The organism is Xaviernesmea oryzae (assembly GCF_900109605.1).
GTDB lineage: Bacteria > Pseudomonadota > Alphaproteobacteria > Rhizobiales > Rhizobiaceae > Xaviernesmea > Xaviernesmea oryzae.
On sequence record NZ_FOAM01000012.1, the window covers coordinates 48334 to 62772 of the forward strand.

Here is a 14439-nt window from a genome sequence, read left to right on the forward strand (position 1 = left end):
ATCAGCCCATCAGCCCAGCAGAGCACGTCGCCTCAGAGCTTCGGCTTGCCCAACTCGGTCGTGGCCTTGCTCTCCACCGGCCTGCCGATATGGCGGATGAAGATCGCCCGCACCTCATGCGCACGCTCGCGAAGCTCCGCCTCCAGCACCGAAAGATCGGGCGCGCCGGATGCCCGGCAGAGGCGTTCGATCAGGCCGAGAGGCGCGGTCTTCCTGTCGAAGGGCCCCTCCAGGCATAGCCGCAGCACCTGGGCGATCGTTGCATAAAGGGTAGAGGCTTCCACCAGCCGCCCCGTGGCTTCCGGCCCGAGCAGGGCCGGCCCGAGTTGACGCAGCACGGCGATGGTCGGGGTTCCCGCCGGTGGGCGAAGGGCCGGATTGGCGGCGGCCGATAACATCAGATCCTGGGCGATGAACTCCACATCGACAACGCCTCCCTCGATCAGTTTGACATCCCAGAGCCCGTAAGGTCTTTTTTCCTGCGCGATCAGCCCGCGCATCTCGGCGATATCACGGGTCAGCCGGTCGGGTTCGCGCGGCGTATCCAGCACCCTCGCGATAGTGCTCGCCGCCTTTTCAAGCAATGCGCCATCGCCGGCCACGCCTCGTGCACGTGTCAGCGCCATATGCTCCCAAGTCCAGGCATCCTCGCGCTGATATTTCTCGAAGGCGGACAGGCGAGTCGCCAGGGGCCCCTTATTGCCCGAGGGGCGAAGCCGCATATCGACGGGATAGAGCACGCCCTCGCTCGTTGGCGCAGACAGCGAGGCAATCAGGCGCTGCGCCAGCCGCGCAAAATAACGCGGCGCATCGAGCGGGCGCGCGCCGTCCGAATCCGGCGGATCATCGGGATGATCGTAGAGCAGGATGAGGTCGATATCCGAGCCAGCCGTCATCTCCCGGCTGCCGAGCTTGCCAAGGCCGAGAACCGCAACAGACGCGCCGGCAATATGTCCATGTGCGGCGGCCATAGCGTCCTGCGCCACATCGAGCGCGGCGGCGACACAGAGATCGGCAAGGTCTGTGAAGGCAAAGCCGACCGTCTCGGCATCGGCCACGCCGGTCAGAAGGCGCACGCCGATCAGGAAGCGCTGCTCTGCGGCGAAGATCCGCAGACGATCCAGCCGGTCCTCGACATCGCGCGCGCCGCTAAGGAAAAGCGCAAGCCGCGCTTTCAGGTCGGAGCGGTCAGGCAATTCGGTCAAAAGCCGGGGATCGAGCATACCGTCGAAGACATGCGGCCGTGCGGCAACGATATCGGCCAGCCTTGGCGCCGCCGACATGATCGTGACGATCAGCGCCAGCAGGGCCGGATTGCTGGCAATCAGCGAGAAGAGCTGAATCCCGGCAGGAAGGCGACCGAGAAAAGCATCGAAACGCATCATCGCCTCGTCGGCCATCCGGCTCTCACCGAAGGCCTGGAGCAGACGTGGCGTCAGCTCGGTCAGCCGCTCGCGCGCCTCGGCCGATTGCGTGGCGGCGTAGCGGCCGGCATGCCATGTGCGGATCATCCGGCAGATATCGGAGGGGCGGGCAAAGCCGAGACGCGACAGGGTTGCGAGCGTTTCGGGATCGTCGTTCTGACCGGTGAAGACGAGGTTCCCCTCCCCGTCGGACAGTGACCTTTCGCGCTCGAACAAGGCGCCGTAATGACGCTCGACTGTGCGGAGCCGCGCAGAAAGCGCATCGGAGAATGCATCCGTGCCGGCAAAGCCCATCATCAGGGCGATCCGCCGCAGCTCGGCTTCCGCCTTGGGCAGGGTATGGGCCTGCTCGTCGTGCACCATCTGGATGCGGTGCTCGACATTGCGGAGAAACCAATAGGCCTCCGTCAGTGCGGCCGCCGTCTGCTCATCGATCCAGCGAGCTTCTGCCAGCGCCGCCAGCGCGCCCTCGGTCGAGCGTGCGCGCAGCTCCGGCATGCGTCCGCCGGCAATCAGCTGCTGGGTCTGGGCGAAGAACTCGATCTCGCGAATGCCGCCCCGGCCAAGCTTGATATTGTGGCCCTTGACCGCGATCTCGCCATGGCCCTTGTGGTCGTGGATCTGGCGCTTGATCGAATGGATATCCGCGATGGCGGCGAAATCGAGATATTTGCGAAAAACGAAGGGTGTCAGTGCCTTTAGAAACGCCTCTCCCGCTGCCAGATCGCCGGCGACAGGCCGTGCCTTGATAAAGGCCGCGCGCTCCCAGTTCTGCCCTCTGCCCTCATAATAGGTCATCGCTGCATCGACCGAGACAGCCAGCGGCGTGGCGCCAGGGTCCGGCCTCAGCCGAAGATCGGTTCGAAAGACGTAGCCGTCGCCCGTGCGCTCCTGCAGGATGCGGATCAGCCGGCGCAAGAGCCTGGCAATATCCTCCGCCAGATCCGGCCGGGCGGCAAGCGCCGCCACCTCGGGATCGTAGAAGATCACGAGGTCGATATCGGAGGAATAATTGAGCTCGCATGCGCCATGCTTGCCCATGCCGAGCACGATGAGGCCGGATTGGCGTGAGGGTTCGGATCGATCCTCCAGGCGGATCTTGCCGGCAGCATCGGCCGATAGCAGCAGGTGATCCACCGTCGCGGATACTGCGGCATCGGCAAAGGCGGAAAGATAACGCGTGGTCTCGGCGCCGGTGACAAGCCCCAGGAGATCCGCGATGGCAAGCGCAAAGGCGACCTTGCGCTTGGCGCGACGCAGCGCCGCCATGACCTCGCCATCGGAACGCGGCGCACCGCCTTCGTCCGGGCGCCAGCTTTCCCGCGCGTCCAGGCAGGCCTCATCGATGATGCCATCGATCGGCCGCGCCAGAAGGTCGGCAACAAGGCTTGGATGGGCCAGCGCCGTTTCGCGCAGAAAGGGCGAGAGCGAGAAGACGGCAACGAGCCCCTCCCGCACGGTGCTGTCGCCCGCCGTCAGCGCGGGAACAGAGGGATGATCCGCGCCCAGCGTCTTCATGTCCGAAATAACGGATGCCGCTGCCTTTCGACTTGGCGGCTGAACGGGCACGCGCTTGAGATCCGCAAGCCACAGGCCTTGCTGGCGTTCCATCTCCCATCCTCCCTGGCCATCCCAATGGCGACGCGCTCTTGTCGCAGCACGCCCGCCGCCTTTCATGGCGGCGTCGGCAGCCGGCGCGTTTACGGAGAGCAGGCTACTCCAAAAGCGGGGATGGCGAAAAGGCTGAGGCGGGCGGGAATATCGCAAGCGCTGGCACGTTGTGGTGTCCGCACCCAACAGGACTGTCAGCGCCGGCAATCGCCGCCCGACAGCCGCGGCGACAAGAGGCAGAGCGACAAGTGGGAACGGTCAGGGCTTTGTCATCGGTGCTGCAAATTGCCCGGCTGTGTCTGAATGCGCGCGGAATCAATCTGGATTTGCCTGCGGGCCTTAGCTGTTCTGCGGGAAGATCATTGAAACCGTCAATCCGCCATCCGGCGTCGTCTCGCTCAGCTCGAGCGTTCCGCCATGAAGCTCCATCACCGCCACGACCAGCGAGAGACCAAGCCCGGTGCCGGGCTTGGAGCGGCTTTCATCGAGCCTGACGAAACGCTGAAGCACGGCCTCGCGCTTGTCGGCAGGAATGCCGGGGCCATGATCCGAGACTGAAATGACGATGGCGTCCGCCCGCGCGGCCATCGTCACTCTGATCTCGGGGTCGGCGGCGCCGGCGGCATATTTGATGGCATTGTCGATGAGATTGCCCAGTGCCTGGCCGATCAGCTCGCGGTTTCCCTGGATAACGACAGCAGGAGCGGCTTCGCCGCGCAGCGTCAGGGATTGCTCCTCGGCCAAGGGCTCGTAGAGCTCGACGCAATCCTCCACGCTTTGCGAAAGATCGACGGGGCTCATCTCCGCCACGGCCGAGCCGGCCTCCACCCGCGAAATCATCAACAGCGCGTTGAACGTCCGGATGAGCTGGTCGGACTCGGTGATCGTATCTTCGAGCGAGGCGCGATAGTCGCTCTCGCTCGCCCCTTGCGCCAAGGCGGCTTCGGCGCGGTTGCGCAGGCGTGTCAGCGGGGTCTTCAGATCATGAGCGATGTTGTCGGACACCTGGCGCAGGCCCTCATTCAGCTTTTCGATGCGCTCCAGCATGGCGTTCAGCGATTCCGACAGACGGTCGAATTCGTCGCCGGACCCATTGACGGGCAGGCGCTGGGAGAGATCGCCCGCCATGATGCGCGTCGTCGCATGCGACATGCGGTCGATGCGGCTCAGCGCATTGCGGCCGATCACGAACCAGATGACCAGAGCGCCGACGCCCATGATGCCGAGCGCGACCATCAACGCATGGCGGACAAGACCGCCAAATTTCTGCGGTTCTTGCAAATCGCGACCGACCAGGACATGCAGCCCGTTCGGCAGCTCGACGACCTCGGCCAGCGCCAGATGCTTATCGCCGCTTTCTTCCGAATAGCGCTGGTAGAGAAAAGGCCGGCTGGTCCAGCCCTCGGCATCGAGCAGGCCCGGCTCCAGCCAGGCGACATTGCCGGCAAGGATTTCGCCGGTCGGGCTGGCGATCACATAGAGATTGGCGCCTGGCTGGCGCGCACGCCGCTCCAGCGTGCGCAGCACGCCGGCCACGCCGGTCCGGTCATAGATCGCTTCGATCTGATCGACCTCGGCAGCCACCGCCTCCCGGGTCTGGTTGGCGAGAAGCCGCTGCGACATGGCCGTGACATAGATGACCAGAAGCAGGGCGCAGAGCGTGAACAGCAGGAGATAAAGCGCCGACAGGCGAACCGCCGTCGTGCGCCAGAGAACCCGCAGGCGGCTCATGCCTCCGCCCGTCCCTCATCCTTGATCATGTAGCCGGCGCCGCGCACCGTGCGCAGAAGCGGCGTGTCGAAATCCTTCTCGATCTTGCCGCGCAGGCGCGAGACATGCACGTCGATCACGTTGGTCTGCGGATCGAAATGATAGTCCCAGACATTTTCGAGCAGCATCGTGCGGGTGACGACCTGTCCGGCATTCTTCATGAGATATTCGAGCAGCCGAAATTCGCGCGGCTGCAGCGGAATTTCCCGCCCCTGCCGCCGCACGGTGTGGGAGAGGCGATCAAGCTCCAGATCGCCAACCCGGTAGACCATGTCCTGTTCGGGCCTGCCCTTGCGGCGGCCGAGCACTTCGACGCGAGCGAGAAGCTCGTTGAAGGCGTAGGGCTTGGGAAGATAATCGTCCCCGCCTGCCCGCAGGCCCGTGACCCGGTCATCCACCTGGCCCAGCGCGGAGAGGATCAGCACCGGCGTGTGGATGCCGCCGGCCCTGAGTTCTGAAATCAGCGAGAGCCCGTCGCGTCTCGGCAGCATGCGATCGACCACCAGCACGTCATAGCTGTTTTCCCGCGCCATGAAGAGGCCGCTCTCGCCATCGCTCGCATGGTCGCAGACGATTCCGGCTTCACGAAAGGCTTTGGTCAGATAGGCGGCCGCTTCGAGGTCGTCTTCAACGATCAGGATTTTCATGTGCGCGACCATAATCCTCTCTCCTCTGCCCTGACAATCGGTAGCCGGGTCTTTCATGACAGCGCCGCGAAGCGCAGGCGCTTCGCGGCGTTGACGATAGAAGGCAGACGCCGTGATCAGCCCTGATTGATCGGCAGCGCGATGAAGCGGCTGCCGCCTTCGGCCTGGATCTGGAACAGAGCCTTGGTGCGGCCGTCCTTGCGTGCGGCCTCAAGGGCCTTCAGCACGTCATCGGCGGACTTGATCTCGCGGTTGTTGACCGAGACGATCTTCTCGCCTTCCTTCAGGCCCTTGTCGCCGGCATCCGAGTCGGGATCGACCGAGGAGATGGTGACCCCAGCGCCATCGTCGGAAGGCGTGACGGTGATGCCGAGATCGGCAAGGGCCTTTTCACTCGTCGGCTTGCGCTCCTCGTTGCGATCGGACGGCGTTGCCGAGGCTTCCTTGTTCTCCGCCGGCAGCGTGCCGACATTGAGCTTCACATCCACGCTCTTTCCATCACGCCACAGCGTGACGTCGGCCGTGGTGCCCGGCTGCATGCCACCGATCTTGCGGGCCAATTCGCGTGGTCCCTTGACCGGCTCACCGTTGACGGCGGTCACCACGTCACCCTTGCGGATGCCAGCCTTTTCGCCCGGCGACCCTGCCTGCGGCTCGATCACTAGCGCGCCGCTGGCTTCCGACAGACCGAGCGACTCGGCAATATCCTTGGTCACCGGCTGGATCTGTACGCCGAGCCAGCCACGCTGAACGCTGCCGTCCTTCATCAGATCGGCAATGACGCTCTTGGCCGTGGACGCGGGAATGGCAAAGGCGATGCCGACGCTGCCACCAGACGGGGAGAAGATCGCCGTGTTGATGCCGACGACTTCGCCCTGAAGGTTGAAGGTCGGGCCGCCAGAATTGCCGCGGTTGACGGCCGCATCCACCTGAATGAAGTCATCATAGGGACCGGAGCCGATGTCGCGGCCACGTGCCGAAACAATACCGGCCGTCACCGTGCCGCCAAGACCGAAGGGGTTACCGACGGCCACGACCCAGTCGCCCACCCGCACCTTGCTGTCGTCAGCGAAGCTGACATAGGTGAACTTGCGCTTGGGATCGGTCACCTTCAAGAGCGCCAGATCGGTGCGGCTGTCCTTGCCCACCAGCTTGGCGTCCAGCTCCGTGCCGTCGGTCATGACGACGGTGAAGGCGGCGCCGTCATTGACGACATGGTTGTTGGTAACGATATAGCCGTCTTCGCTGATGAAGAAGCCGGAACCCTGCGCGGTCGGGCGCAGATGCTTGGAGCCGCGATCGCCGTGACGCTGCTCGCCGCGGGGGCTCGGGCGCTCGCCGTTCGGGCCGCCAAACTCACGGAAGAAACGCTTCAGCGGATGATCGTCCGGCAGGTCGTCGAAGCCCTGGCCGCCGAAATCGAAGTTGAAGCCATTGCCATCGGCGGCGGCCGGCGAGACCTGCGACTGGACGCGGACAGACACAACGGCCGGGGAGACGGCATCGACGACATTGGCGAAGCTTGGAACCGCCGGCGCCTGAACAGCCACCGGAGCAGCGAAGGAACGCGCGATGTTGGCGGGAACGCCCGTCGTGACCATGACCGCCGCAAGGCCCGCCATCGTCGAGGCCTTGAGCACTGTCGCCAGTGACGGACGATAAAAGGAGGTCTTGTTCATCATCTATGCCTTTCTCTTCATGGTTCGGCCGCAGCGCATCGCATCGGCCGTTGATCAAGAGATAGGGGAGCGCACCTTACTCCGGTATTTCCGGTGGGTGAATTTTTCGTAATCTTGCTGGCGACGGCCGTGATGGACAACCTGCCAGAGGAGTGCCAGAGCGCTCCCGCCTTCAGTCCTCGACGCGCAGGATATCGTCGAGCCTGGTGCGTTCGGCGTCCGTCAGAGCGGTGACCGGCGCGATGACCCGTCGCCTGCGCGCAACGATAAACAGGCCTAGGGCTCCACCGGCCAGCAGCAGGAGCGGCGCGCCCCAGAGCAACAACGTCTTCGCCTCCACCCTCGGCTTCAGCAGAACGAATTCGCCATAGCGCGAGACGACATAGTCCAGCACCGCATCATCGCTTGCGCCTGTCGCCAGCCTTTCCCGCACGATTAGCCGCAGATCCTTGGCAAGCTCCGCATTGGAATCGTCGATCGACTGGTTCTGGCAGACCATGCAGCGCAGTTGCGCGGAGAGGGCTCTTGCGCGCGCTTCCAACGCAGGATCGGACAGCCGCTCCTCGGGATTGACGGCCAGCGCCGGCTCGAAAGAGAAGCCGCCGAGAAGAGCTAGAAGAAGGAGGAGAAACCGCAGCGCCCGGCTCACTATTCGCCCGCCTCGACAGCCTGGATCGGCCTCTGCCGCGAGCGTGCGGGAACGCCAATGCGCAGACGACGATCACTCAAGGACACGGCCCCGCCGGCAAACATAAGGAGCGCGCCAAGCCAGATGCACAAGACCCAAGGCTTCCACCAGATCCGCACCACCACCGCGCCGTCCTCTTTGCTATCGCCAAGCGAAACATAGAGCTGGCTGAAGCCGAAGGTGCGGATGCCGGCCTCGGTGGTGGGCATCCGCCGTGCCGTATAGACGCGCTTGGACGACCAGACCTCGCCAGCGTCCACGCCACCTTTGCGCAGGCTGAAGTGACCGCGTTCCTCGGAATAGTTCGGCCCGGCCGCGGGGCGCAGGCCGTCGAAGGTCAGGCTATAGCCGCCGGCTTCGATCGTCTGTCCGGGCCGCATCTCGACGATCGCCTCGGTTTGATAGGCGGTGGCGCAGACGATGCCGATCAGCGTGACGCCCAGGCCGAAATGCGCGAACGCCGTGCCGAAGGTCGAGCGCGGCAGGCCGCGCAGCCGGCGCAGCGCGAGCATGAAGCCGAGCTTTCCGAAGCCGGCGCGAAAAGCCGGCTCGGCAAGCGCGCCCAGCATGAGGAAAACACCGAGCGCGATGATGAAAGGCGCCAGGATCGGGCCACCCCAGGCCCCGTAAAGAACGACCGCGCCGACGAGCAGCGCCAGAAGGGCCGATGTCAGCAGTCGCTCCGCCGCCCCCGCGAGATCGCCCCGCTTCCAGGCCAGCATCGGCCCGAAGGGAACGACAAAGAGCAGCGGCATCATCAGAAGGCCGAAGGTCAGATTGAAGAAGGGTGGGCCGACGGAAATCTTGGCGCCGGTCAGGGTCTCCAGCACCAGGGGATAGAGCGTGCCGATCAGCACAGTCGCCGTTGCAGTGGTGAGGATCAGATTGTTGAGCACCAGCGCCCCTTCCCGCGAGATCGGCGCGAAGAGACCGCCGGCCTTGAGCGTTCCTGCGCGCAGCGCGAACAGCGACAGCGCGCCGCCGATGACGATGACCAGGATTGCCAGGATGAAGACGCCACGGCGCGGGTCGGTGGCAAAAGCATGCACGGAGGTCAGCACGCCAGAGCGCACGAGAAAGGTGCCAAGCAAGGACAGGGAAAAGGTCAGGATGGCGAGCAGCACCGTCCAGATCTTCAGGGCCTCGCGCTTTTCCATGACCAGCGCGGAATGCAGGAGGGCCGTGCCCGCGAGCCAGGGCATGAAGGAGGCATTTTCCACCGGATCCCAGAACCACCAGCCGCCCCAGCCGAGTTCGTAATAAGCCCAGTAGGAGCCCATGGCGATGCCGACCGTCAGGAAACTCCAGGCCATCAGGGCCCAGGGACGCACCCAGCGCGCCCAGGCCGCGTCGATCCGTCCATCGATCAAGGCCGCCACGGCGAAGGAAAAGCAGACGGAGAAGCCGACATAGCCGAGGTAGAGCAGCGGCGGGTGGATGGCGAGGCCGACATCCTGCAGCACAGGGTTCAGATCGCGCCCTTCGCCCGGCGCTGGATCGAGCCGGAGAAAGGGGTTCGAGGTCGCCAGAACGAACAGCGCGAAGGCGGCGGCGAGCGCAGCCTGAACCGACAGAACCAGGGCTTTCAACCGCTCGGGAAGATGGCTGCCGAAAAAGGCGACGAGCGCTGAGAAGAACGACAGAATGAGCAGCCACAGGAGCATCGACCCCTCATGATTGCCCCAGACGCCGGAAAAGCGATAGATCACCGGTATCTGCGAATGGGAATTCTCGAAGACGTTCACAACCGAGAAATCGGAGGTCACATAGGCGGTCGCGAGCGCGCAGAAGGCAAGGAGCGTGAGGCCAAAACCAGCATAAGCGGCATTGGTGCCGGTGCGCATAAGCGCCGGATCGGATGTCAGCACACCGACCAGCGGCAGAAGGCATTGCAGCAGCGCGGTGGCCAGCGCCAGAACCAGCGCATAATGGCCGAGTTCCACAATCATCGAATGGTCTCCTGCCCGCCAAGCGTCACGCCTTGGGCCTTCAAGCGGTCGGCCACGTCCTTGGGCATGTAGGTCTCGTCATGCTTGGCAAGCACCGTGTCCGCCGCGAAGCCGCCATCGGCGGTCAATCGCCCTTCAGCAACCACGCCCTGTCCTTCGCGGAAAAGATCGGGCAGAATCCCGTCATAGGTAACCGGCACGGCGCCGATCGTATCGGTCACGGTGAAATGCACCTGCGTTCCCGCCGCCCGCTGGACGGAGCCGGTCGCAACAAGGCCACCCAAGCGGATGCGCGTGCCCGGGGCAAGCTTCGCCTTGGCGAGATCGCCGGGGACATAGAAGTAGGCGACCGCTTGGCTGAAGGCGAACAGCACCAACAACACCGCCAGCGATACGAAACCGACGGCGCCCGAGATCAGCGCAAGGCGCTTCTGCTTGCGGCTCATAATCCCTCCCGCACCAGCCCGAGCGTTTTGGCGAGCGCCAACAGTTGCCGACCCGGCTCGCTCTTAGCCGGGAAATGGGACAACCCGTCTTTCAGCGCCTGGCGAGCCTCATCAGGCCGCCCCAGCACCATATAGGAGCGCATGAGCCGCTGCCAGCCTTCGGCATCCGCAGGCTGCGCCTTGAGCCGTGCCGCCAATCCGCTCACCATACCCTCGATCATCGCTTTTCGATCCGCCGGCTGCATGTCCTCTGCCGCAGCGATATCCGCGGTGCTGGGTCCGGCTGGCGCTGCCGGCTGCGGCGTGGGCGTGGGCGTGCCGAGCCGGGCGAGATGGCTTTGCACCAAGGCAAGCCAGGGCGCATTTGCAGGGGCCGATGCCGCGAGGTCCGCAAACGCCGCGCGGGCCTCGTCGGCGCGCCCGTTCTGTTCCAGGCCAAGGGCCAGATAGAAGCGCACGCCCGGATCTCCCGGCGCCAGGCTCAAAGCCCGCTGCAGCGCTTCGCGCGCGGCCGGCACGACCTGGCCATCGGCCGCCGCAATCAGCGTCTCGGCAAAACCGGCCAGTCTCTCCGGCGTATCGCCCAGGATCCGCAGGGCGTTTCTATAGGCTTCGACCGCGTCCTCCAGCCGGCCACGCCGGGCATAAACCGGCGCCAGCACATCCCAGCCGGCCCCATCATCGGGGTTGGCGACAAGTGCGGCTTCTACACGGGCGATCAGCACTTCGATATCGCCATCCGGCGTCGCCAGGCGTGCGGCCAGCGGCTGATCCGGAAGACCGGGACGTCCCATGGAGATATAGAGACCAAGACAGAGAAGCGGCAGAAGAACGACGATCGCAGCCTGCGCGAGAAGGCCCGCGCGCGGCGTGTCACGTACCCGGCGCTCCGATGCTTCCGCGTCCACGGCGGCGATCAGCCGCCGGCCGATCTCGGCGCGGGCGCGCTCGGCCTCGTCTGCCGCGACCAACCCCGAAGCCTTGTCGCGCTCGATCTCGGCCAGTTGATCGCGATAGACGGCCACATCGCCACGGGCAGCCACGGCGCTTCCTTTTTCGCCGCGCAACAGCGGAAGCATCAGCGCGATGGCGACGCAGGCCGTCAGAAACGAAACGAGAACCCAGAAGAGCATCAGTCCGACATATCCTGCTTGGCGCCGCCGCTCCATGCGCCGCAGGCCGCATCAAGGAAAAGTGACGCCACAAGACATCGCGCCGGCAAAGCATGGTTTCGATCGCTGCCAACGGCGGATAAAAGGCGACGCTGACCGGACTTTACCAAAACCGCACCGGCCATGCCCCGCGCCCCATTGCCGCAAGCCCACATCAAAGCGGGGTCCACGTGCCATCGCTGTTGCGGCAGGCGACGCCGCGGGCGACCTGTTCCTGCCCATTGAAGGTCACCGTATGGCTCAGCTGCCGGCAATTCTGCGAGCCGACCTGATAGGGTGCAGCGGCGACGATCGAGCCCGTCACGCCTTTGCCCTGCCACTCCACCTCCTGCCCGCTCGGCGCAATTTCGAGCGCGCGATACTCCGCCGCCAGGGCGCGCTGATGATCGGCCGTCGAGAGCTTCAGCCCGCTCACACGGCCAATCACGCCCGGTCCCAGCGCCGCCAGATAAGCGGACGCGGCAGAACCGCCGGTATTGACACCCGTCAGCGATGGTTTGGCAGCGCCGGCACCGCAACCGGTCAAAACGGCGCACAGGCTGGCGAGCGACAGGGCCGAAAGCGCTCCCTTGATCATGCCACGGTCGCGCCTGATATACGGGCGCACAGCTTCAAGAGCCGACATAAAGGTCAATATCAGGGTCGCGGGCGTCGCCTTCTGTCCGATCGTCACGTCATGCAGCCTCATCATCGATCTCTTCCGCCTTGTCGCATCTGATGACAGCGCAAACAAGTTGAGCCGATGGAAGATCTGGCAAAGCGCTGGCAGCAAGCGCATGCGATCCCCCGGTTGTTTCCCTTCTGCCACAGGCGCTTGGCCGGAACGGCCTCATGCAACACCCGGCAGGACCAGCGTTGCCTTCAGGCCGCCGCGCTCCCCTCGGGAAAGGCCAAAGGCGCCGTGATATTCGCTGGCAATCTCGCGCACGATCGACAGGCCGAGCCCGGTGCCCGGCTTGCTCTCGTCCAGCCGTTTGCCGCGCTTGATTGCCTGCCCGATTTGCTCGGTCGTCAGGCCGGGCCCGTCATCCTCGACTTCGATGACGATCCAGCTGCGCCGGCCACCCTCCTGCCCGGCAGGAGCCTCCGGCGCCGGGGTGGCGGTGATGCGCACCTCGTTGGTCGCATAGCGGGCCGCATTTTCCAGGAGATTGCCAACCGTTTCCTCGACATCCTGCTGCTCCATGGCCAGCGTCAGCCCCGGCGGCAGGACGCTGAGCACGAAGCTGCGCTCGGGATTGAGCCGGCGCATGACGCGCACCAACCGCTCCAGCACCGTTTCGATATCAGTGCGGGCCAGAACCGATTCGCGCTGGGCGGCAATCCGCGCCCGGTTGAGATAGGTTTGCACCTGCGTCTGCATCGCATCCGCCTGGGCCCGCAGCAGATCGCCATGCGGCGCTTCGAGCACGCGCGCCTCGTTCATCAGTACGGCGATCGGCGTCTTTAGGGAATGGGCAAGATTGCCGACCTGCATGCGCGCGCGCTCGACAATGCGGCGGTTGCTCTCGATCAGCGCGTTGATCTCGCTCGCCAAAGGCTGGATCTCGCGCGGAAAGCTGCCATCCAGCCGCTCGCTCTCGCCGGCGCGGATCTTTTCCAGCGACCGGCGCGCCTGGTCCAGCGGGCGCAGGCCGAAGAGGATCGCCAGCGCGTTCATGCCCAGCCCGCCGAAACCGAAGATCGACAGCGCGAGATAGAGATTGCGGTTGAAATCGTTGATGTCGCTTTCCAGCACATTGCGGTTGCCCGCAACGCGAAAGCGGGCCGCATGGCCCTGAAGATCGAGGACGACCTCGGTCTCGGCCACCTCCACCTTGTTGTTGAAGGAATCGTGGGTGGTGTAAAAACGCTCATAGCGGATGTCGAACGGGACCTGATCGACACTGGCGATCGGCAGCTTGCCGGTGCCAAGCGAGGTTGAGGCGAGCGGCGGCGTGTTGAATTCGCCGATCGGCTCGACGATCCAGTACCAGCCGGTCTGCGGCTGCGAGAAGCGCAGATCGCCAAGCGACGGGCTGCCGGCAAGCTGCTCGTTCTCGTTGACGACGATGGAATTGACGACGTTGTAGAGCTGGGCGCGCAACAGATCCTGAAAGCCGCGCTCCGAGCCCTGACGATAGAGCGCCGAGATTACGATCCCGATCACCACCAGCGACGAGACCGCCCAGATGGTGGAAACCAGGAGCACGCGCGCGGTCAGAGACTGCGGCCGGAGGATCATGGTCGCCGTCCGGCCGAATGACTTGGCGCAACGGCGACAGGCGAAGCGCTTGCGCTCATTTGACGTCCTTGCCGGCGGAGCCCGGCGCCTGCATGCGGTAACCCAGTCCGCGCACCGTTTCGATCAGGTCATTGCCGATCTTCTTGCGCAGCCGGCCGACAAAGACCTCGATCGTATTGGAATCACGGTCGAAATCCTGATCGTACATATGCTCGACGAGCTCGGTGCGCGAGACAACCTGGCCCATATGATGCATGAGATAGGACAGCAGGCGAAATTCGTGCGACGTCAGCTTCAGCGCCACGCCGTTCATCGTCGCCTTCGAGCCTTTGGTGTCGAGCCTGACGGGACCGCAGACGATCTCAGACGTGGCATGGCCGGCAGCGCGGCGGATCAGCGCGCGGATGCGCGCCAGCACCTCTTCGACATGGAAGGGCTTCGTGACATAGTCGTCCGCGCCGGCGTCGATGCCCGCCACCTTGTCGCTCCATCGGTCGCGCGCGGTGAGAATCAAAACGGGCATGCGCTTGCCGTCGGCGCGCCATTTCTCCAGCACCGTGATGCCGTCCATTTCCGGCAGGCCGATATCGAGGATGATGGCGTCATAGGGCTCGCTATCGCCAAGATAATGCCCCTCCTCGCCGTCGAAGGCCTGATCGACGACATAGCCGGCTTCCTTCAGCGTATCGGCCAGCTGCCGGTTGAGATTGGCGTCGTCCTCGACGACAAGAATGCGCATGACCGAACTCTTTTCCCCTTGCGGCATCAGGGCCTTGCGCCCATCCCCGCCTTCATAGACCAAAATCGAACGTAAAAGAGAAAAATACGA

General features: G+C 64.6%; 11 protein-coding genes. All 11 read right to left on the reverse strand.

Annotated elements, in window-relative coordinates; translation table 11 throughout:
* Positions 1-32: 32 nt before the first annotated feature.
* The 11 genes from BMX61_RS15565 to feuP all read right to left on the reverse strand — a co-directional run bounded on the left by BMX61_RS15565 (position 33) and on the right by feuP (position 14349).
* Complete coding sequence (locus tag BMX61_RS15565; RefSeq protein ID WP_075626173.1) at positions 33-3035, reverse strand: bifunctional [glutamine synthetase] adenylyltransferase/[glutamine synthetase]-adenylyl-L-tyrosine phosphorylase; 3003 nt, start codon at positions 3033-3035, stop codon at positions 33-35.
* 339 nt (positions 3036-3374) lie between these two features.
* Entirely contained in the window at positions 3375-4766 is a 1392-nt protein-coding gene (locus BMX61_RS15570) for a sensor histidine kinase (RefSeq protein WP_075626172.1), read from the reverse strand.
* Entirely contained in the window at positions 4763-5464 is a 702-nt protein-coding gene (locus tag BMX61_RS15575) for a response regulator transcription factor (RefSeq protein ID WP_092742823.1), read from the reverse strand. Before BMX61_RS15575 ends, BMX61_RS15570 begins: the two co-directional genes overlap by 4 nt.
* Positions 5465-5568: 104 nt before the next feature.
* Positions 5569-7131: a Do family serine endopeptidase gene (locus tag BMX61_RS15580; RefSeq protein ID WP_075626170.1), complete on the reverse strand. Its 1563-nt coding sequence runs from the start codon at positions 7129-7131 to the stop codon at positions 5569-5571.
* A gap of 172 nt (positions 7132-7303) precedes the next feature.
* Positions 7304-7780, reverse strand: coding sequence for a cytochrome c-type biogenesis protein (locus BMX61_RS15585; protein ID WP_075626169.1), 477 nt, complete (start codon positions 7778-7780; stop codon positions 7304-7306).
* Positions 7780-9768 carry a heme lyase CcmF/NrfE family subunit gene (locus tag BMX61_RS15590; protein WP_075626168.1) on the reverse strand — a complete coding sequence of 663 codons (1989 nt, stop codon included), beginning with the start codon at positions 9766-9768 and terminating at the stop codon, positions 7780-7782. Before BMX61_RS15590 ends, BMX61_RS15585 begins: the two co-directional genes overlap by 1 nt.
* Entirely contained in the window at positions 9765-10214 is a 450-nt protein-coding gene (gene ccmE / locus BMX61_RS15595; RefSeq protein ID WP_075626167.1) for a cytochrome c maturation protein CcmE, read from the reverse strand. The genes BMX61_RS15590 and ccmE overlap by 4 nt, the downstream gene beginning before the upstream one ends.
* Positions 10211-11347 carry a c-type cytochrome biogenesis protein CcmI gene (ccmI, locus tag BMX61_RS15600; protein WP_075626166.1) on the reverse strand — a complete coding sequence of 379 codons (1137 nt, stop codon included), beginning with the start codon at positions 11345-11347 and terminating at the stop codon, positions 10211-10213. Before ccmI ends, ccmE begins: the two co-directional genes overlap by 4 nt.
* A gap of 193 nt (positions 11348-11540) precedes the next feature.
* Entirely contained in the window at positions 11541-11963 is a 423-nt protein-coding gene (locus tag BMX61_RS15605; protein ID WP_075626219.1) for a hypothetical protein, read from the reverse strand.
* Positions 11964-12215: 252 nt separating this feature from the next.
* Positions 12216-13610, reverse strand: coding sequence for a sensor histidine kinase (locus BMX61_RS15610; protein ID WP_075626165.1), 1395 nt, complete (start codon positions 13608-13610; stop codon positions 12216-12218).
* 55 nt (positions 13611-13665) lie between these two features.
* Positions 13666-14349: a two-component system response regulator FeuP gene (feuP, locus tag BMX61_RS15615; RefSeq protein ID WP_075626164.1), complete on the reverse strand. Its 684-nt coding sequence runs from the start codon at positions 14347-14349 to the stop codon at positions 13666-13668.
* Between the last annotated feature and the right edge of the window lie 90 nt (positions 14350-14439).